We start from the raw sequence: 19,191 nt of genomic DNA on the forward strand, positions 1-19,191 counted from the left end.
CGCCTCAGGCAACAAACTGCTGCCAGGCGGCGGAGAAGGGCATTACCAGCAGCAGTGAGGGCAGCATGTTGGCGGTGGGGAAATGGCGAATACCACAAAGCCGAAAACCGGTCGCCAGCATAATGATGCCGCCGCAGGCAGTGAAATCAGCGATCATCGATGGGTTTATCAACGTCATAATAAACGTGGCGGCGAAGAACAGAATCACGAAGATGATCAGCTGAGGAATAAAAATCGTAGTGATGATGTAGCCTAGCGTGGAAGCAAAAATGGCGGCGGTGAAAAAGTCGAGTATCGACTTGGTCAGCAGAATGGTCGGGTCGCCGGTCATCCCTTCGGTTAGGGCGCCAAAAATACCGGTACCGCTGGCGCAGAACAGGATCAGCACCGCGATAAACTGGTTCATAAAGTCCTCGGCTTCTACGCCTGCGTTGTTTTGAGCTGGAAAAATACGCTCGATGGGCGTGCGCAGTTTGGTGCCCGCCCGCTCAATCCACTTCTCAATATCCAGCAGGCCGCCAATAATCGTGCCGACAATAATGGCCAGGGCAATGGGTGGCAGATTATGCAATTTATTGACAAAGTGGATGCCCATGCTGATGGAGATCAGACCGGCAATTAGCGGCAAGGTTTTCTTGAAGTGTTCCGGAATAAAGCGATTCAGCGAGGCGCCAGCCAGCGCACCGACGAGAAGCGAGCCGCTACAGACAAATATACCTATTGCCATCATTTATTCTCCCTAATAAAAATCAGGGCCTGAATATTCAGGCCCTGAAGTCTGTCTTTAATATTACTTAATGTTAAAGACGCGGCTGGCATTGCCCCAGGCAATTTTATCTTTCAGCTCCGACTCCATTTCTAACGGATCAAACCAGTCACAGGCCTGATGAATATCTTCATATGGATAATCGACGGAGAACATCACGCGATCCGCGCCCATCACTTCAATGGCATTATTCAGCGAGTGAGTATTAAAATGACCGCTGGTGGTGACGATGAAATTATTCTGCAGGTAGTGCATTAACGGTTTTTCCGCTTTACCCAGACCGCAGCCGAAACGCTGACGATAGAGGCGGTGCTGAGTACGCGGCAGCATATGAACCAGCCCTTCGCCGAGGTGGCCCAGCACCAGATTGAGATTAGGATAACGATCGAACAAACCACTCATCATCAGACGGATAGCATGAACAGCCGTTTCCTGCGCAAAGCCCCACGCGGAGCCGATCAGGCTTTCGTAACCGGTGTAGATACCGCGCGCTGGCCCTTCCAGCGGTTCGCGAGGATGCAGGTACACCGGTACGTTCAACTCGTTGACCTTATCCCAGAACACCAGCATCGATTCGTCATCAAGATACAGGCCGTGTTCGCTATCTTTGACGTTGGTATAGCCGTTAATCAGCGCGCCTTTCATGCCCAGTTTTTTTACCGCACGCTCCAGTTCTTCCGCCGCCGCTTCCGGGTTTTGCAAGGCCAGGGTGGCGAAAGCGCTAAATTTATCCGGATTTGGCTTCACATAATTCTCAACGATAAAATCGTTAGTATCACGAGCAAAAGAAACGGCTTTGGCTTTGTCTAAAATAGATTGCGCGCCAGGTGAAGTTAGAGAAAGAATGACATGGTCAATATGACGCTGCGCCATTTCTTCCAGCTGAATGCTGCGATCCAGCAGGCGGCGCTCAACGTCTTTCATATATTCTGTACCGTTACGGCCGGCTTCACCGGTTGAATCCCACAGACGGTTATTTTCAGGAGTGGAGACGTGTTCTTCTAAAGCGATTTTTCCGCGCATGATATATTCCTTGCGATATTTGTCAGTATGGCTTGATGCAAGGAGAATAAAAGCTTTCACGTATTGCCAGCAATAAACCAAACGTAATAGGGATTATCAGTAAAACTAATACAGCGGTATATTTCGCGGTTTAGATCATAATAGATCCGCTCTGCTGAGCGGGATCGGCAAGCGTGGCGATCAGCGTGCGTAGCCAGATATGCCCGGGATCGCGGTGCAGCCGCTGATGCCAGACCTGACGGATGGCGATCCCCGCAAGGGGAAAAGGCAGCGGCCAGCTGCGGCAGGGATAGCGTCGGGTGATATGCCGCGCCACCTGTTCCGGGACGACGGCAATCATGTCGCTTTCGGCCACCAGCTCGCCGGTACCTAAAAAGCTCGGTAGCGTGAGCGCGATCCGCCGGGGCATACTGTGCTCATCAAGCCGCTTATCCATATCGCCGTGGGCAGTACCCACTACGCGGATCGCCAGATGTTTTTCCTGCCGCCAGTCTTCGGCACGGAGCTGGGTTCGAATGCGCGGGTGATTTTCCGCCGCCAGACAGACATACGATTGATCGAAGAGATGCTGCTGGTAGACGCTATCCGGAAGCTGCGTCAGATAGCCTATCGCGAGATCACACTTCCCGGATTCGAGAGCGCTGAGCGTCTGCTCATCCAGATTCTGCACTGTAAAAGTGATCCCATCCGCTGACTGCTGCTGGAGCGCAATTTGCAGCAAAGGCAACAGCGTCATTTGACTGATATCGGTCATACCGATCGTAAAGTTTCGCTGGCTCTGCTGGGGAAGAAACTCAGGTTTGATGGACAAATCGTTATCGGCAAGCTGGAGAAGGGTAAATATAGTCGGGGCGATCGCGTCCGCTCGCGGCGTCGGTATCATCCGCTGTCCTACCCGGACAAACAGCGGGTCAGCAAAATGGTCACGCAGTTTTTTTAGCAGCAGACTACCCGTGGGCTGGCTGATATTCAGCGCGTCTGCCGCCGGCGAAACATTGCCTAACCGATAGAGTGCGGAGAAAAAGCGTAGCGATTTGAAATCCAGTTCTTCCCGCATCCGCCCTCCTGGCTGGATATTATCTTGGCGTATCGCCGCTGGTGACCCGTAGCGTCCAGTGGACGTAGCTTTGCCACTGACACTCCTGATCGACCATTTCCCGGCCCAGCGGATGTTCAGCCAGCCAGTTTTCCGGCAGCGTCAGCGTCAACTGGTCGTCGTGAGCGGCCAACTGAATCGCCGGCAACAAATCGTCGCGCCGTCGGCTGGCAAACAGGATCGCCAGTCGCAGCAGGCGACACAAATGTTCGGCCACACGCGGCGGGACCGCGTTTTGCTGATGAAGTGAAGACAGGTCGATGGCGTTGGTCTGATTCAGCAGCAGCGTGGCAATCAACTTCTTCTGCGCCGGGGTAAAGCCGGGCAGGTCGAGGTTATTGACCAGATAGGCTGCGTGCTGCGGCGCACGCTTGAAATCCACACTCAGCCCAATTTCATGCAGCGAGCAGGCGCTGAGGAGTAAATCGCGGCTCAGCGGATCCAGCTCCCAGCTGCCAGCCAGCTGACTGAGCAGATGGCTGGCCAGACTGGCGACACGCTGGGCCTGCTCGGTGTCGATCATAAAACGGCGCTGAATATTGCGCAGGGTGCGGCTGCGAATGTCCTGTTCGACAGAGAGATGTAGCATGCCGTACACCAGACCTTCACGTAACGCGCCGCCCGCCAGGGTCATACACTGAATATTCAGTTCGCTGAAGATGGCGATAAGGATCGCGAGTCCGCTCGGAAACACCAGCGCCCGCTCAAGGGTTAAGCCTTCGATTTCCAGCTCTTCCAGACGTCCGCACTGGATAGCGCGCTGTTTAAGCTGCTGGAGTTTGGCGAGGGTGATTCGTTCATCCATCCCCTGCGCCATCATAATTTCCTGTAGAGCCTGCACGGTACCGGAGGCGCCGACGCACACTTTCCATCCGTGATAACGCAGCACATCGGCGACCGGCAATAACACCTCACGCGCGGCCGCTTCGGCGAGATCGAAATTCTCTTTCGTCAGGCTACGGTCGGCGAAATAGCGTTCAAGCCAGGTTACACAGCCCATCGAGAGGCTGAACAGCGAGGTCGTTTGCGCGCCGGTGCCAGTCACCAGCTCGGTGCTGGCACCGCCGATATCGACTACCAGACGCTGATCGGCGCCGCCGGTGGTGTGGGCGACACCCTGGTAAATCAGACGCGCTTCTTCTTCGCCACTGATTACCTGCACTGGCGTGCCGAGGATCTCCTGTGCTTTCGCCAGAAACTCCCCCGCATTGACGGCAAGACGCAGCGTGGCGGTGGCCACGACGCGGATTTGCGTCGGCGGAATATCCTGCAGGCGTTCGGCAAACAGGCGTAAGCACTGCCAGCCGCGCTCCATCGCTTCTGCGGAGAGCGTGTTATCACTATTCAGACCGGCGGCCAGACGAACCTTACGCTTAATACGGCTCAGCGTCTGGATGCTGCCCGCCACCTCGCGCACCACCAACATATGGAAACTGTTGGAGCCCAAATCAATGGCGGCATATAGCGAGGTGGAGCTCATACTCTTCATCGTTCAGAATGCTCCCTGGTCGGCGGGGCACTTGTGCCCGATCCACATCACTGAGCAGGTTGCCAGGGGAAGGTTGCCCTGGCCGATTCTGAATGATTGAGCGTATGACATAGATTTCTTAACCTGAACGACGACGATTGCGCGGTGGGCCGTTGCGGCGTGGGCCGTTGCCTGGGCGCGCACGGGTCAGGCGCAGCGGCTTAGGCAGGTCGGTCATCAGCGCGTCCGGGTTGTACTTACTGACCGGAATCGAGTGACCAATATAGGTTTCGATAGCCGGCAGATTCAGCGCATACTCTTCACAGGCGAGGCTGATGGAGTTGCCGCTGGCGCCTGCGCGCCCGGTACGACCGATGCGGTGAACGTAATCTTCGCAGTCATCCGGTAGATCGTAGTTAAAGACGTGGGTCACGGCCGGAATATGTAAGCCGCGAGCAGCAACGTCAGTTGCGACCAGAATATCGAGATCGCCACGAGTAAATTCGTCGAGAATACGCAGGCGTTTTTTCTGCGCTACGTCGCCGGTCAGCAGACCTACGCGATGACCGTCAGCGGCGAGATGACCCCAGATATCTTCACAACGGTGCTTGGTGTTGGCGAAGATGATGGCGCGATCGGGCCACTCTTCTTCCAGAAGCGTCTGCAGCAGGCGCATTTTTTCTTCGTTGGAAGGGTAGAACAACTCTTCTTTAATACGGTGGCCCGTTTTCTGTTCCGGCTCCACTTCGACATATTCGGCGTTGTTCATCTGCTCGAACGCCAGTTCGCGAACGCGATAAGAAAGGGTCGCGGAGAACAGCATGTTCAGGCGCTGCGTCGCCGGTGGCATACGACGGAACAGCCAGCGGATATCTTTAATAAAGCCGAGATCGTACATGCGATCGGCTTCGTCCAGCACGACGACCTGAATGGCGCTGAGGTTAATGTAGTTCTGTTTCGCGTAATCGATCAGACGACCGGTGGTACCGATCAGAATATCGACACCGCTTTCCAGCACTTTCAGCTGTTTATCGTAGCCGTCGCCGCCGTAAGCCAGACCCAGCTTCAGACCCGTGGCCTGCGCCAGCGGTTCAGCATCCGCGTGGATCTGTACCGCCAGTTCACGCGTCGGCGCCATAATCAGCGCGCGCGGTTGGTTAACCTGGCGATCGGCGATAGCCGGGTGAGAGAGAAGATAATGAAACGTTGACGTCAGGAACGCCATCGTTTTACCGGTACCGGTTTGCGCCTGCCCGGCGACATCGCGGCCTTCCAGCGTCAGCGGAAGGGCGAGGGCCTGAATGGGTGTGCAATTATGAAACCCTTTCTTTTCAAGGGCTTCAATGACTGCCGGGTGCAGGGCGAAGTCGGAAAACTTCTGTTCTGTTAAATGTGTTTTGCTCATAGTGTGGTAGAATATCAGCTAACTATTGCATTAAGAAAGCGTATCCGGTGAAATAACGTCAACCTTTCGTTGGCGGTGTACGAAATTATTCAAGGTACGTCTACGGTAACTGAACGAATCCAGGATAGCTTAGACTACTAAGCGAGTCGGGAGCGATAAATCTGCAGCATGCAGTTCGCGTTCGGGTGACCCTGGCGTCAAAGGGCGGGTCCATGATGGATCGCGCCAGTTGGCAGCTCAGAGAATTGAGGTATCCTGAAGAATAGCGTGCATAACGTGGCCGCAGCACGTCGTTGATGGCTACGACACCAACACACCAGGCTTATTCCTGTGGAGTTAAATATGAGCGATAAAATTATTCACCTGACTGACGACAGTTTTGACACGGACGTACTCAAGGCTGACGGGCTGACCCTCGTCGATTTCTGGGCAGAGTGGTGTGGTCCGTGCAAAATGATCGCCCCGATTCTGGATGAGATCGCTGAAGAGTATCAGGGCAAACTGACCGTAGCTAAGCTGAACATCGACCAGAACCCGGGCACCGCGCCGAAATACGGCATTCGCGGTATCCCAACCCTGCTGCTGTTCAAAAACGGCGAAGTGGCGGCCACTAAAGTTGGCGCACTGTCCAAGGGTCAGCTGAAAGAGTTCCTCGACGCCAACCTGGCGTAAGCGAATTGCTGGTCCGGCGTCCAGATTCCTATTTTTTGCGGAACTCTGGACGCCCGGCTGGAGTCGTGCTAAGTTAATTCACAGACTTCGTTTTAAACATACCTATTGTTTGAATCTTGTTTTACCCAAAGCGTCCCGCAGACTATGCGCGTGAGGCTAATAATTCCGGGCTTATCACTCATTCCGTCTTGTCGTTTCAGTTCTGCGTTCTTTCCTGTGACCAGGCAACGTACAGACACGAGATGAAGCCGCTAACAGGCATGGATGTTCCTGCCATACCATTCACAACATTAAGTTCGAGATTTACCCCGAGTTTAAGAACCCACACCACTATGAATCTTACCGAATTAAAGAATACGCCGGTTTCTGAGCTGATTACTCTCGGCGAAAATATGGGGCTGGAAAACCTGGCTCGTATGCGTAAGCAGGATATTATTTTTGCCATCCTCAAGCAGCATTCAAAGAGTGGCGAAGATATCTTTGGCGACGGCGTACTGGAGATACTGCAGGATGGATTTGGATTCCTCCGTTCCGCAGACAGCTCCTACCTCGCCGGCCCTGACGACATCTACGTATCCCCCAGCCAAATCCGCCGTTTCAACCTCCGCACTGGTGACACCATTTCCGGTAAGATTCGTCCTCCGAAAGAGGGTGAGCGTTACTTTGCACTGTTGAAAGTTAATGAAGTTAACTACGACAAGCCGGAAAACGCGCGCAACAAGATCCTGTTCGAGAACTTAACGCCGCTGCATGCGAATTCTCGTCTGCGGATGGAGCGTGGTAACGGTTCTACCGAAGACTTAACCGCTCGCGTACTGGATCTGGCTTCACCGATTGGCCGCGGCCAGCGTGGCCTGATCGTCGCGCCGCCGAAAGCCGGTAAAACCATGCTGCTGCAGAATATCGCGCAGAGCATCGCATACAACCATCCAGACTGCGTGCTGATGGTGCTGCTGATCGACGAACGTCCGGAAGAAGTGACCGAGATGCAGCGTCTGGTGAAAGGTGAAGTGGTTGCTTCCACCTTTGACGAGCCGGCATCCCGTCACGTCCAGGTCGCAGAGATGGTTATCGAGAAAGCGAAACGTCTGGTTGAACACAAGAAAGACGTTATCATCCTGCTCGACTCCATTACCCGTCTGGCGCGTGCCTACAACACCGTGGTACCGGCTTCCGGTAAAGTCCTGACTGGTGGTGTGGACGCCAACGCCCTGCATCGTCCGAAGCGTTTCTTCGGTGCGGCACGTAACGTCGAAGAGGGCGGTAGCCTGACCATCATCGCTACGGCGCTGATCGACACCGGTTCCAAAATGGACGAAGTTATCTACGAAGAGTTTAAAGGCACCGGTAACATGGAGCTGCACCTCTCTCGTAAGATTGCCGAAAAACGCGTCTTCCCGGCTATCGATTACAACCGTTCCGGTACTCGTAAAGAAGAGCTGCTCACCACTCAGGAAGAGCTGCAGAAAATGTGGATCCTGCGCAAAATTATTCATCCGATGGGTGAGATCGACGCGATGGAATTCCTCATTAACAAGCTGGCGATGACCAAGACGAATGATGACTTCTTCGATATGATGAAGCGCTCGTAAGGTAAAAAAAGCCAAAAACGCCACGCCTTTGCGTGGCGTTTTCATTTTTGGGTTTGTATGATCCAGAGACAGAGAAAGCAGGACGAAAGTTGTCGTATAATGGCGCCGGATAGCAGGCGGAGACAGCTTTAACAGACTAAAATCTATACAATAAATTTGTAATGTTCTGCTTTTCCCCTTCTGGAGTTGGGGCATCATCGCTATACTTCCCGGATTAACTATGCTGAGAGCACATGCGTTGTGAATTTACTCACTGCTATTACTGAATTAATCAGTATTTTCTTATTCACGACCCTCTTTATTTTTGTCGCGCGGAAAGTGGCAAAAAGGATCGGGTTAGTGGATAAACCAAACTATCGCAAACGGCATCAGGGGTTGATTCCGTTGGTCGGTGGTATCTCAGTTTATGCAGGCATCTGTTTTACCTTCGCCATCGCCGATTATTATATTCCTCACGCCTCGCTGTATCTGGCCTGCGCGGGGGTATTGGTGCTGGTTGGCGCGCTTGACGATCGATTCGATATCAGCGTGAAAATTCGCGCAGTCATTCAGGCCGCGATCGCCGTGATTATGATGATGGCAGGGAATCTGCATCTGAGTAGTCTGGGTTTTATTTTTGGCTCGTGGGAGCTGGTGCTGGGGCCCTTTGGCTTCTTCCTGACCCTGTTTGCCGTGTGGGCCGCCATCAATGCCTTTAACATGGTCGACGGAATCGACGGTCTGCTCGGCGGTCTGTCATCGGTCTCCTTTGCGGCGACCGGGATCATTCTCTGGTTTGATGGTCAGTACAGCCTGGCGATGTGGTGTTTCGCGATGATCGCCGCCATTCTGCCCTATATTCTTCTCAATCTTGGCGCCCTCGGCCGCCGCTATAAAGTCTTTATGGGTGATGCCGGCAGCACAATGATTGGCTTCACCATTATCTGGATCCTGCTGGAAACCACGCAAGGTAAAACACATCCCATTAGCCCGGTTACCGCGCTGTGGATTATCGCGATCCCGTTGATGGATATGGTGGCGATTATGTATCGCCGCCTGCGCAAAGGCATGAGCCCTTTCTCTCCGGACCGTCAACATATTCATCATTTGATCATGCGCGCCGGGTTTACTTCCCGCCAGGCGTTCGTCCTGATTACCTTGGCCGCCGCTCTGTTGGCGCTGGTTGGCGTCGCGGCGGAATATACCCGCATTGTGCCGGAATGGGTGATGTTAATTCTCTTTTTGGTAGCCTTCTTCCTTTATGGTTACTGTATTAAGCGCGCCTGGAAAGTGGCGCGCCTGGTTAAGCGCATCAGACGCAGAATTCGGCGACACAGCGGCAATAATCCGAAACTAACCAAGTAAAGCTGGGGATGTGATGACTCAACCATTACCGGGAGCACAAGCAGTGAACGTTGAGAACGAGCTGGATATTCGCGGGCTGTTTCGCGCTTTATGGGCAGGAAAAGGCTGGATAGTCGGCGGCGCCGTACTCTTCGCCGCCATCGTGCTGGTATATACCTTTTTTGCTCGCCAGGAGTGGAGCGCCACGGCGATCACCGATCGGCCTACTGTCAACATGTTGGGAGGGTACTATTCCCAGCAGCAGTTCTTACGCAATCTGGACATTAAAGCCGACCTCGCCTCGGTCGATCAGCCTTCCGCCATGGATGAAGCGTATAAAGAGTTCATCATGCAGCTGGCCTCATGGGATACCCGGCGTGATTTCTGGCTACAAACGGACTACTACAAGCAGCGTCAGTCGGGTAATGCCCGCGCGGATGCGGCGATGCTGGATGACCTGATTAACAATATCCAGTTTATGCCAGGCGATGCGGCCAAGAGCATTAACGACAGCGTCAAACTGACCGCCGAGACCGGGCAGGATGCCAATAATCTGTTGCGTCAGTATGTGGCTTTCGCCAGCCAGCGGTCAGCGGGCCATCTCAACGACGAACTCAAAGGCGCCTGGGCGGCGCGGACGGTGCAAATGAAGGCGCAGGTGAAGCGCCAGGAAGAGGTGGCCGAGGCTATCTTCAATCGCCGGACGCACAGCGTGGAGCAAGCGCTGAAGGTGGCTCAGCAGCACAATATTTCTCGTAGCGAAACGGATGTTCCTGCCGATCAGTTACCGGATTCAGAGCTATTTTTATTGGGCAGGCCGATGCTGCAGGCCAGGCTGGAAAACCTGCAGGCCGTCGGGCCGGAATATGACCTCGATTACGACCAGAACCGCGCCATGCTGAGCACGTTGAACGTTGGTCCAACGTTAGATCCGCGTTTTCAGACTTACCGGTATTTGCGTACGCCGGAAGAACCTGTAAAACGCGATAGCCCGCGCCGAGTATTTCTGATGGTGATGTGGGGGATTGTGGGTGCGCTCATCGGCGCAGGCGTGGCGTTATCGCGTCGTCGTGTCCTGTGATTGCGGCCTGTGGTGAAGGGCAGATGACCTTCATCGCCTAATCGAAGAGAATCGATGTGAAAGTACTAACTGTATTTGGCACGAGGCCGGAAGCCATCAAGATGGCTCCTCTGGTCCATGCGCTGGCAAAGGATCCTCATTTTGAGGCGAAAGTATGCGTGACCGCGCAGCATCGGGAGATGCTCGATCAGGTGTTGAAACTTTTCTCTATTGTCCCGGACTACGATCTCAACATCATGAAGCCGGGGCAGGGGCTGACCGAGATCACCTGCCGCATTCTTGAGGGGCTGAAGCCGGTCCTGGAGTCGTTTAAACCCGACGTGGTGCTGGTGCATGGCGATACTACGACCACCATGGCGGCGAGCCTGGCGGCGTTTTACCAGCGGATACCGGTGGGTCACGTAGAAGCCGGCCTGCGCACCGGCGATTTAAGTTCGCCGTGGCCGGAAGAAGGCAACCGTACGTTGACCGGGCATCTGGCGACGTACCATTTCGCCCCCACGGAAACCTCGCGGCAGAATCTGCTGCGGGAAAATATCGCCGACAGTCGCATCACGGTTACCGGGAATACGGTCATTGACGCCCTGTTCTGGGTGCGGGACCGGGTTCTGGGTGATGAAGCGCTACGGGAGACCCTGCTACAGCGCTATCCTTTCATCAGTCACGGTAAAAAGATGATTCTGGTTACCGGCCACCGGCGGGAAAGCTTCGGGCTCGGCTTTGAACAGATCTGCCAGGCGCTGGCGGAGATAGCCCATACCCACCCTGAGGTGCAGATTGTCTATCCGGTTCACCTGAATCCTAACGTCAGCGAACCGGTGAACCGTATTCTTGGCCACATCGACAATGTGATGTTGATTGAACCGCAAGATTACCTGCCATTTGTCTGGCTGATGGATCGCGCCTGGCTGATCCTGACCGATTCTGGCGGCATTCAGGAAGAGGCCCCTTCTCTTGGGAAACCGGTGCTGGTTATGCGCGATATGACCGAACGTCCGGAAGCGGTGGCCGCCGGCACCGTGTGCCTGGTGGGTACCGACAGCCAGCGCATCGTGGCGGAAGTCACGCGACTGCTGCAGGATGATGCCGCATACCAGGCGATGAGCCGCGCGCATAATCCTTATGGCGATGGCGAAGCATGTCGTCGAATTTTGTCTGCACTTAAAAATAATCAGGTAACGTTATGAGTTTTTCTACCATTTCAGTGATTGGCCTTGGCTATATCGGGCTGCCAACCGCTGCCGCGTTCGCCTCCCGGCAGAAGCGGGTGGTCGGCGTTGATGTTAATCAACATGCCGTGGAGACCATTAACCGTGGAGAAATTCATATCGTGGAGCCGGATCTGGCGAGCGTGGTGAAGACCGCGGTCGAACAGGGTTATTTAAGCGCCACCACCACCCCGGTGGAGGCGGATGCCTACCTGATTGCCGTGCCGACGCCGTTTAAAGATCGTCACGAGCCGGATATGGTGTTTGTCGAATCGGCGGCCAAATCCATTGCGCCGACGTTAAAGAAAGGGTCGCTGGTTATCCTCGAGTCCACCTCGCCGGTGGGTTCGACTGAACAGATGGCCGGCTGGCTGGCGGAGATGCGCCCGGACCTCAGCTTCCCTCAGCAGGCGGGCGACGCCGCTGACGTCAATATCGCCTACTGCCCGGAGCGGGTATTGCCCGGCCAGGTGATGGTCGAGCTGATTAAAAACGACCGCGTTATTGGCGGCATGTCGCCAGTCTGCTCGGCGCGCGCCAGCGAGCTGTATAAAATCTTCCTCGAAGGCGAATGCGTGGTGACCAACTCGCGCACCGCCGAGATGTGCAAGCTGACGGAAAACAGCTTCCGCGACGTCAACATCGCCTTTGCCAACGAACTGTCGCTGATTTGCGCCGACCAGGGCATTAACGTCTGGGAACTGATCCGCCTGGCAAACCGCCATCCGCGCGTCAATATCCTGCAGCCGGGCCCGGGCGTCGGCGGCCACTGCATCGCCGTCGACCCGTGGTTTATCGTGGCGCAAAACCCGCAGCAGGCGCGTCTGATCCGCACCGCTCGCGAGGTCAACGACCATAAGCCGGAATGGGTTATCGAACAGGTGAAAGCGCAGGTGGCGGACTGCCTGAATGCCACCAACAAACGGGCCAGCGAACTGACGATCGCCTGTTTTGGCCTCGCTTTTAAGCCGAATATTGACGACCTGCGCGAAAGCCCGGCGATGGAAATTGCCGCGCAGATTGCCCGCTGGCACAGCGGCACGACGCAGGTGGTTGAGCCCAATATTCACACGCTGCCGAAGAAACTCGACGGCCTGTGTACGCTGGCGACCCTCGATGCGGCGCTGGCCAGCGCCGATGTGCTGGTGATGCTGGTCGATCATAATGAATTCAAAGCCGTTAGCGGCGATAGCGTCACCCAGGCGTATATCATCGACACCAAAGGAGTGTGGCGGTGAGAATCCTACCCTCGTCTGGTTCATACAATGCCTCTGCGCGCCAGTATTGATCCCCTGGAGTGGGAGAACCGCTTCTTTGCCGTTAACAGCGCCATCGTGCGCTTTGATGAGCGCGCGCCGCGGCTGACGTCTGAGGCGTTGGCGGGGTGGTCGCGGGTGCAGGCGAAGGTGGCCGCCAGTGACACCGTCCGGCTGGACGCGCTACAGCAGCTGGGTTTTCAGCTGGTGGAAGGCGAGGTCGATCTGGTGCTACCCGTGGGCAACCCTGCTGATGCGGGCGCTGACGTTGCCGTGGAAGCGGATATTGCGCCACTACGCGAGCAGGCGGCGCAGGCCTTTGCCATGAGCCGTTTTCGCGCGCCCTGGTACGCCGACGACGCCAGCCGCCGCTTCTATGCCCAGTGGATTGAAAATGCGGTGCGCGGCACCTTCGATCATCAGTGCCTGATTTACCGCCATCCTGAGGGCGATATTCGCGCCTTTGTCTCCCTGCGCCAGCTCAACGCGACCGAGGCGCGTATTGGCCTGTTGGCCGGGCGCGGCGCCGGGGCGCAACTGATGCAGGCGGCGCGGTACTGGGCCGCCTCGCGCGGGCTTTCTACATTGCGGGTGGCGACCCAGATGGGCAATACCGCCGCGCTTAAACGTTATATTCTCAGCGGTGCTAACGTGGAAAGCACCGCCTACTGGCTATACAGGTGACCCCATGATCCCATTTAACGCGCCGCCGGTGGTTGGAACCGAGCTTGATTACATGCAGTCTGCGATGAACAGCGGCAAGCTGTGCGGCGACGGCGGTTTTACTCGCCGCTGCCAGCAGTGGATGGAGCAGCGATTTGGCACGGCAAAAGCCCTGCTGACGCCCTCCTGCACGGCTTCGCTGGAGATGGCCGCGCTGTTGCTGGATATCCAGCCCGGCGACGAAGTGATTATGCCCAGCTATACCTTTGTCTCTACCGCCAACGCCTTTGTACTGCGTGGGGCGAAAATCGTCTTCGTCGATATCCGCCGCGATACGATGAATATCGACGAAACGCTCATCGAAGCCGCCATCACCGATAAAACCCGGGCGATTGTCCCGGTGCACTATGCCGGCGTAGCCTGCGAGATGGACACCATCATGGCCATCGCCGACAAGCACAACCTGTTTGTGGTGGAAGATGCCGCGCAGGGGGTAATGTCTACCTACAAGGGACGCGCGCTGGGCACCATCGGCCATATCGGCTGCTTTAGCTTCCATGAAACCAAAAACTACACCGCTGGCGGTGAGGGCGGGGCGACGTTGATCAACGATCGCACGCTGGTGGAGCGCGCAGAGATCATTCGAGAAAAAGGCACCAACCGCAGCCAGTTCTTTCGCGGTCTGGTGGATAAATATACCTGGCGCGATATTGGCTCCAGCTATCTGATGTCCGACCTGCAGGCCGCCTATCTGTGGGCGCAGCTGGAAGCGGCGGAGCGGATCAACCAGCAGCGCCTGGCGTTGTGGCAGAACTATCACGATGCGCTGCTGCCGCTGGCGCGCGCCGGGCGTATCGAACTGCCGACGATTCCGGCCGACTGTGGGCAAAACGCGCACATGTTCTACATTAAGCTGCGCGATATCGAGGATCGCAGCAGGCTGATCGCCTGGCTGAAAGAGGCGGAGATCCTCGCGGTATTCCATTATATTCCGTTGCACAGCTGCCCGGCCGGAGAACACTTCGGCGAGTTCCACGGTGAAGACCGCTACACCACCCAGGAGAGCGAGCGCCTGGTGCGCCTGCCGCTATTTTACAATCTCTCTCTGGTGAACCAGCGGACGGTGATTAACTCGCTGCTGAGCTATTTCTCCTGATATGTCGTTAGCAAAAGCCTCACTGTGGACGGCGGCATCGACGCTGGTCAAAATCGGCGCCGGTCTGCTGGTCGTCAAGCTGCTGGCCGTCTCGTTTGGGCCGGCGGGCGTTGGCCAGGCCGGTAACTTCCGGCAGCTGGTCACCGTGCTCGGCGTGCTGGCGGGGGCCGGGATATTTAACGGCGTCACGAAGCTGGTGGCTCAGCATCACGACGATCCCCCACGTCTGAAACAGGTGGTGGGTACCTCGTCGGCTATGGTGCTTGGCTTTTCCACGCTGCTGGCGCTGGTGTTTTTACTGGCGGCGGCGCCGATAAGCCAGGGGCTGTTCGGCCATACGCACTATCAGGGGCTGGTACGCCTGGTGGCGCTGGTGCAGATGGGGATCGCCTGGGCGAACTTCCTGCTGGCGCTGATGAAAGGCTTTCGCGATGCGGCGGGTAACGCCTTCTCGCTGATTGCCGGGAGCCTGATTGGCGTCGCGGCCTATTACGCCTGTTACTACTTCGGGGGTTACCAGGGGGCGCTATTGGGGCTGGCGTTAGTGCCGGCGCTGGTGGTGGTCCCGGCGGGCATCATGCTCTGGCGGCGGGGTAATATTCCGCTGAGTGCCCTGCGTCCGCGCTGGGATAACGGTCTGGCGGGTCAGCTATCGAAATTTACCCTGATGGCGCTCATAACCTCGGTGACGCTGCCGGTGGCCTATGTGATGATGCGTAATCTGCTGGCGGCACATTACGGCTGGGAAGCGGTCGGGATCTGGCAGGGGGTGAGCAGCATTTCCGATGCCTACCTGCAGTTTATTACCGCTTCCTTTAGCGTCTATCTGCTGCCGACGCTGTCGCGGCTGAGCGCCAAAACGGATATCACCCGCGAGATTGTCAAGTCGCTGAAATTCGTTCTGCCGGCGGTGGCGGCTGCGAGCCTGACGGTCTGGCTGCTGCGCGATTTTGCCATCTGGCTGCTGTTTTCCGATCGCTTTACCGCGATGCGTGACCTGTTCGCCTGGCAACTGGTGGGCGACGTCTTAAAAGTGGGCGCCTACGTTTACGGCTATCTGGTGATCGCCAAAGCGTCACTGCGTTTTTATATTCTGACGGAAATCAGCCAGTTCACACTGCTGACCGCATTCTCACACTGGCTTATTCCGGCGCACGGCGCAATTGGCGCGGCGCAGGCGTATATGGCCACTTATATTGTTTATTTCGCCCTTTGTAGTGGCGTGTTTTTACTCTGGCGTAAACGGGCATGACAGCACTGATACATGTACTGGGATCGGATATCCCGCACCACAACCAGACCGTACTGCGGTTCTTTAACGACGAACTGGCCGCCGACCCGCAGGCGCGGAGATTTTTGGTCGTCGGTGATGAGGCCAGCGTGCGTGATGGATATCCGGCACTGGACATCACCTGCTATCGAGGAAAGAAAGCGCTGGCGCAGGCAGTGATTGCCACCGCGAAAGCCAACCGCCAGCAGCGCTTTTTCTTCCACGGCCAGTTTAATACCGGGCTGTGGCTGGCGCTGTTGAGTGGCGGCATCCGCCCGTCGCAGTTTAACTGGCATATCTGGGGGGCAGATCTGTATGAAAACTCTGCCAGCCTGAAGTTTCGCCTGTTCTATCCGCTACGCCGCATGGCGCAGGGGCGAGTAGGGCGCGTTTTCGCCACCCGCGGCGATCTTAGCTGGTTCGCTAACCGCCATCCGCGGGTTCCCGGCGAACTGCTCTACTTCCCGACCCGTATGGATCCGGCGCTGAATACCCTGGCCGAGAACGCCCCGCGCGGTGATACCCTGACCATTCTGGTCGGCAACTCCGGGGATCGCAGCAATGAACATATTGCCGCGCTGAAGGCTATCCATCAGCAGTTTGGCGATACGGTAAACGTCATCGTGCCGATGGGTTATCCGGCGAATAATGACGCCTATATCAACGAGGTTCGCGAAGCGGGGACGGCGCTATTTAGCGGTGAGCATCTGCAGATCCTCAGCGAGAAGCTTGAATTTAATGATTATCTGGCGCTGCTGCGCCGCTGCGATCTGGGCTATTTTCTGTTTGCGCGCCAGCAAGGGATCGGCACCCTGTGCCTGCTGATTCAGGCGGGCATTCCCTGCGTGCTCAACCGGGAAAACCCGTTCTGGCAGGATATGACCGAGCAGCATGTGCCGGTGCTGTTCACCAGCGATGCGCTGGACGTCAGCGTGGTGCGCGAAGCGCAGCGTCAGCTGGCGAGCGTGGATAAATCTACTATCGCCTTCTTCCGGCCGAACTATCTGACGGGCTGGCAGCGGGCGCTACGGTTAGCGGCGGAGGGGCAGGCATGACGTTAATGCAATTTAGCGGGCTGCTGGTGGTCTGGCTGCTGTCGACGCTGTTTATCGCCACCGCGACCTGGTTTGAATTCCGCCGGGTACGCTTCAACTTCAACGTCTTTTTCTCGTTGCTGTTTCTGCTGACCTTTTTCTTCGGCTTCCCGCTGACCAGTATTCTGGTGTTCCGCTTTGACGTCAGCGTAGCGCCGCCGGAGATTTTGCTGCAGACGCTGCTGATCGCGGTATGCTTCTACGCAGTCTACTACGTGACCTATAAAACGCGGCTGCGCCCAGCGTCACGCGAGGTTGCGCATCGCCCGCTGTTTACCATGAACCGGGTGGAAACCCATCTGGCGTGGGGAATGTTGATGGGGCTGGCGCTGCTGTGCGTCGGCATCTTCTTCGCCCACAACGGCTTTCTGCTGTTTAAGCTCAACTCCTACAGCCAGATCTTCTCTGCCGAAGTCTCCGGTGTGGCGTTGAAGCGCTTCTTCTACTTCTTTATTCCGGCGATGCTGGTGGTCTATTTTCTGCGCCAGGATTATAAGGCGTGGATCTTCTTCCTCGTCAGCACCGTCGCCTTTGGTCTGTTGACTTACGCCATCGTCGGCGGTACCCGGGCCAATATCATCATCGCTTTCGCTATTTTCCTGTTTATCGGCATTATTCGCGGCTGGATCAGCCTGTGGATGCTGGCGGCGGCGGGCGTGTTGGGCATTGTCGGCATGTTCTGGCTGGCGCTGAAGCGCTACGGGATGAACGTCAGCGGCGACGAAGCGTTTTATACTTTCCTCTATCTCACGCGCGATACTTTCTCGCCGTGGGAAAACCTGGCGCTGCTGCTGCAGAACTACGACAAGATCGATTTCCAGGGGCTGGCGCCGATGATCCGCGACTTCTACGTCTTCATCCCCAGCTGGATGTGGCACGGTCGTCCGACGATGGTGCTGAATACCGCCAACTACTTCACCTGGGAAGTGTTAAACAACCATTCGGGGCTGGCGATTTCGCCGACGCTGATTGGCTCTCTGGTGGTGATGGGCGGCGTCTGGTTTGTGCCGCTGGGCGCTGTGGCGGTAGGGTTGATTATTAAATGGTTCGACTGGCTGTATGAGTTGGGCAACCGGGAGAGCAATCGTTACAAAGCGGCTATCCTGCACAGTTTCTGTTTCGGCGCTATCTTCAACATGATAGTGCTGGCGCGCGAGGGTCTGGATTCGTTCGGCTCCCGCGTGGTGTTTTTCCTCGTGATCTTTGGTATCTGCTTGCTGGCGGCGAAATTGCTGTACTGGTTCCTGGATAGCGTGGGACTGATTCATAAGCGCGTAAAACCGCTTTCGCAACCGCAAGTCTGAGAAGGATGGACATGACTGGGACCATTTCCGCGCCGTTGTACCTGTTAAGAGGGCTGCAGCTCATAGGCTGGCGCGATATGCAGCACGCTCTGGATTATTTGTATGCCGACGGCGCGCTCCGGGAGGGAACGCTGGTGGCCATTAATGCCGAGAAAATGCTGGCCGTAGAAGATAACCCGGAGGTTCGGGCGCTGATTGAGGCGGCGGAGTTTAAGTATGCGGATGGCATCAGCGTGGTGCGTTCGCTGCGCAAAAAATACCCGCAGGCCCAGGTGTCCCGCGTCGCCGGGGCCGATCTCTGGGAAGCGTTAATGCAGCGCGCCGGCGCCGAAGGGACACCGGTGTTTCTGGTTGGCGGTAAACCTGAGGTCCTGGCGCAGACAGAATCCAGGCTGCGTCAGCGCTGGCAGGTGAATATCGTTGGCAGCCAGGACGGCTATTTTGCCCCTGAGCAGCGCCAGGCATTGTTCGAACGCATTCGCGACAGCGGGGCGAAAATCGTCACCGTCGCGATGGGGTCGCCGCGCCAGGAGATCTTCATGCGCGACTGCCGGCGTCTGTACCCGCACGCGCTGTATATGGGCGTCGGCGGCACTTACGATGTCTTCACCGGACACGTCCATCGGGCGCCGAAGTTCTGGCAGGATCTGGGGCTGGAGTGGTTCTATCGCCTGCTTTTGCAGCCGAGCCGCATCAAAAGACAGTTCCGTCTACTGCGCTATTTACGTTGGCATTATACCGGCAAGCTCTGATATTCCACTGCAACCAGGCGAGTTTGCATACATATTCTGTGTAATCTCTTCACTCGCCTGAT

General features: G+C 56.3%; 18 protein-coding genes. 13 read left to right on the forward strand and 5 right to left on the reverse strand.

Annotated features, from left to right (window positions below):
- Positions 1 to 4: 4 nt before the first annotated feature.
- From CWM61_RS26075 to rhlB, 5 genes are all read right to left on the reverse strand, one after another.
- Positions 5 to 727, reverse strand: a complete 723-nt coding sequence (locus tag CWM61_RS26075) for a DUF554 domain-containing protein (RefSeq protein ID WP_074387426.1) — start codon at positions 725 to 727, stop codon at positions 5 to 7.
- A gap of 63 nt (positions 728 to 790) precedes the next feature.
- Positions 791 to 1,789, reverse strand: a complete 999-nt coding sequence (locus CWM61_RS26080) for an amidohydrolase family protein (protein ID WP_074387421.1) — start codon at positions 1,787 to 1,789, stop codon at positions 791 to 793.
- A 130-nt stretch (positions 1,790 to 1,919) separates the two neighbouring features.
- The gene (locus tag CWM61_RS26085; RefSeq protein ID WP_074387420.1) at positions 1,920 to 2,846 is read right to left on the reverse strand and encodes a LysR family transcriptional regulator; all 927 of its coding nucleotides are present in this window, start codon (positions 2,844 to 2,846) and stop codon (positions 1,920 to 1,922) included.
- Positions 2,847 to 2,865: 19 nt separating this feature from the next.
- Positions 2,866 to 4,374, reverse strand: a complete 1,509-nt coding sequence (gene gppA / locus CWM61_RS26090) for a guanosine-5'-triphosphate,3'-diphosphate diphosphatase (RefSeq protein WP_165785316.1) — start codon at positions 4,372 to 4,374, stop codon at positions 2,866 to 2,868.
- Between the two features lie 118 nt (positions 4,375 to 4,492).
- Positions 4,493 to 5,758, reverse strand: a complete 1,266-nt coding sequence (gene rhlB, locus CWM61_RS26100) for an ATP-dependent RNA helicase RhlB (protein WP_074387418.1) — start codon at positions 5,756 to 5,758, stop codon at positions 4,493 to 4,495.
- A gap of 342 nt (positions 5,759 to 6,100) precedes the next feature.
- Between rhlB and trxA the strand changes: the two genes are divergently transcribed.
- From trxA to wecG, 13 genes are all read left to right on the forward strand, one after another.
- Entirely contained in the window at positions 6,101 to 6,430 is a 330-nt protein-coding gene (gene trxA / locus CWM61_RS26105; protein WP_002883224.1) for a thioredoxin TrxA, read from the forward strand.
- A 144-nt stretch (positions 6,431 to 6,574) separates the two neighbouring features.
- Entirely contained in the window at positions 6,575 to 6,676 is a 102-nt protein-coding gene (locus tag CWM61_RS30255) for a rho operon leader peptide (RefSeq protein WP_049245627.1), read from the forward strand.
- Positions 6,677 to 6,762: 86 nt separating this feature from the next.
- On the forward strand, positions 6,763 to 8,022 hold the full coding sequence (rho, locus tag CWM61_RS26115; protein ID WP_002883293.1) for a transcription termination factor Rho: 1,260 nt from the start codon (positions 6,763 to 6,765) through the stop codon (positions 8,020 to 8,022).
- A 240-nt stretch (positions 8,023 to 8,262) separates the two neighbouring features.
- Positions 8,263 to 9,366, forward strand: a complete 1,104-nt coding sequence (gene wecA, locus CWM61_RS26120) for a UDP-N-acetylglucosamine--undecaprenyl-phosphate N-acetylglucosaminephosphotransferase (RefSeq protein WP_061156207.1) — start codon at positions 8,263 to 8,265, stop codon at positions 9,364 to 9,366.
- Positions 9,367 to 9,379: 13 nt separating this feature from the next.
- A complete protein-coding gene (gene wzzE, locus CWM61_RS26125; protein WP_061156206.1) occupies positions 9,380 to 10,426 on the forward strand; it encodes an ECA polysaccharide chain length modulation protein in 1,047 nt (348 codons plus the stop codon).
- Between the two features lie 56 nt (positions 10,427 to 10,482).
- Positions 10,483 to 11,613, forward strand: a complete 1,131-nt coding sequence (gene wecB, locus CWM61_RS26130; protein ID WP_008807966.1) for a non-hydrolyzing UDP-N-acetylglucosamine 2-epimerase — start codon at positions 10,483 to 10,485, stop codon at positions 11,611 to 11,613.
- Positions 11,610 to 12,872 (forward strand): UDP-N-acetyl-D-mannosamine dehydrogenase, encoded by a 1,263-nt coding sequence (gene wecC, locus CWM61_RS26135; RefSeq protein WP_074387417.1) that lies wholly within the window; start codon positions 11,610 to 11,612, stop codon positions 12,870 to 12,872. The genes wecB and wecC overlap by 4 nt, the downstream gene beginning before the upstream one ends.
- A 27-nt stretch (positions 12,873 to 12,899) precedes the next feature.
- Positions 12,900 to 13,574, forward strand: coding sequence for a dTDP-4-amino-4,6-dideoxy-D-galactose acyltransferase (gene rffC, locus CWM61_RS26140; RefSeq protein ID WP_100632172.1), 675 nt, complete (start codon positions 12,900 to 12,902; stop codon positions 13,572 to 13,574).
- Between the two features lie 4 nt (positions 13,575 to 13,578).
- The gene (gene rffA, locus CWM61_RS26145) at positions 13,579 to 14,709 is read left to right on the forward strand and encodes a dTDP-4-amino-4,6-dideoxygalactose transaminase (protein WP_061156202.1); all 1,131 of its coding nucleotides are present in this window, start codon (positions 13,579 to 13,581) and stop codon (positions 14,707 to 14,709) included.
- A 1-nt stretch (position 14,710) separates the two neighbouring features.
- A complete protein-coding gene (gene wzxE / locus CWM61_RS26150) occupies positions 14,711 to 15,961 on the forward strand; it encodes a lipid III flippase WzxE (protein ID WP_100632173.1) in 1,251 nt (416 codons plus the stop codon).
- Positions 15,958 to 17,034 carry a TDP-N-acetylfucosamine:lipid II N-acetylfucosaminyltransferase gene (locus tag CWM61_RS26155; RefSeq protein ID WP_100632174.1) on the forward strand — a complete coding sequence of 359 codons (1,077 nt, stop codon included), beginning with the start codon at positions 15,958 to 15,960 and terminating at the stop codon, positions 17,032 to 17,034. Before wzxE ends, CWM61_RS26155 begins: the two co-directional genes overlap by 4 nt.
- Positions 17,031 to 18,377: an ECA oligosaccharide polymerase gene (gene wzyE, locus CWM61_RS26160; RefSeq protein ID WP_061156199.1), complete on the forward strand. Its 1,347-nt coding sequence runs from the start codon at positions 17,031 to 17,033 to the stop codon at positions 18,375 to 18,377. Before CWM61_RS26155 ends, wzyE begins: the two co-directional genes overlap by 4 nt.
- A gap of 11 nt (positions 18,378 to 18,388) precedes the next feature.
- Positions 18,389 to 19,129 (forward strand): lipopolysaccharide N-acetylmannosaminouronosyltransferase, encoded by a 741-nt coding sequence (gene wecG / locus CWM61_RS26165; RefSeq protein WP_100632175.1) that lies wholly within the window; start codon positions 18,389 to 18,391, stop codon positions 19,127 to 19,129.
- The last annotated feature ends 62 nt before the right edge of the window (positions 19,130 to 19,191 follow it).

Source organism: Klebsiella sp. K-Nf6 (assembly GCF_002806655.1).
Lineage (GTDB): Bacteria > Pseudomonadota > Gammaproteobacteria > Enterobacterales > Enterobacteriaceae > Klebsiella > Klebsiella variicola.

Excerpts from the sequence above, each read along its gene's own strand:
- CWM61_RS26075 (WP_074387426.1), bottom strand. The coding sequence starts at position 727 with ATGGCAATAGGTATATTTGTCTGTAGCGGCTCGCTTCTCGTCGGTGCG.
- CWM61_RS26080 (WP_074387421.1), bottom strand. The coding sequence starts at position 1,789 with ATGCGCGGAAAAATCGCTTTAGAAGAACACGTCTCCACTCCTGAAAAT.
- CWM61_RS26085 (WP_074387420.1), bottom strand. The coding sequence starts at position 2,846 with ATGCGGGAAGAACTGGATTTCAAATCGCTACGCTTTTTCTCCGCACTC.
- gppA (WP_165785316.1), bottom strand. The coding sequence starts at position 4,374 with ATGAAGAGTATGAGCTCCACCTCGCTATATGCCGCCATTGATTTGGGC.
- rhlB (WP_074387418.1), bottom strand. The coding sequence starts at position 5,758 with ATGAGCAAAACACATTTAACAGAACAGAAGTTTTCCGACTTCGCCCTG.
- trxA (WP_002883224.1), top strand. The coding sequence starts at position 6,101 with ATGAGCGATAAAATTATTCACCTGACTGACGACAGTTTTGACACGGAC.
- CWM61_RS30255 (WP_049245627.1), top strand. The coding sequence starts at position 6,575 with ATGCGCGTGAGGCTAATAATTCCGGGCTTATCACTCATTCCGTCTTGT.
- rho (WP_002883293.1), top strand. The coding sequence starts at position 6,763 with ATGAATCTTACCGAATTAAAGAATACGCCGGTTTCTGAGCTGATTACT.
- wzzE (WP_061156206.1), top strand. The coding sequence starts at position 9,380 with ATGACTCAACCATTACCGGGAGCACAAGCAGTGAACGTTGAGAACGAG.
- wecC (WP_074387417.1), top strand. The coding sequence starts at position 11,610 with ATGAGTTTTTCTACCATTTCAGTGATTGGCCTTGGCTATATCGGGCTG.
- rffC (WP_100632172.1), top strand. The coding sequence starts at position 12,900 with ATGCCTCTGCGCGCCAGTATTGATCCCCTGGAGTGGGAGAACCGCTTC.
- rffA (WP_061156202.1), top strand. The coding sequence starts at position 13,579 with ATGATCCCATTTAACGCGCCGCCGGTGGTTGGAACCGAGCTTGATTAC.
- wzxE (WP_100632173.1), top strand. The coding sequence starts at position 14,711 with ATGTCGTTAGCAAAAGCCTCACTGTGGACGGCGGCATCGACGCTGGTC.
- CWM61_RS26155 (WP_100632174.1), top strand. The coding sequence starts at position 15,958 with ATGACAGCACTGATACATGTACTGGGATCGGATATCCCGCACCACAAC.
- wzyE (WP_061156199.1), top strand. The coding sequence starts at position 17,031 with ATGACGTTAATGCAATTTAGCGGGCTGCTGGTGGTCTGGCTGCTGTCG.
- wecG (WP_100632175.1), top strand. The coding sequence starts at position 18,389 with ATGACTGGGACCATTTCCGCGCCGTTGTACCTGTTAAGAGGGCTGCAG.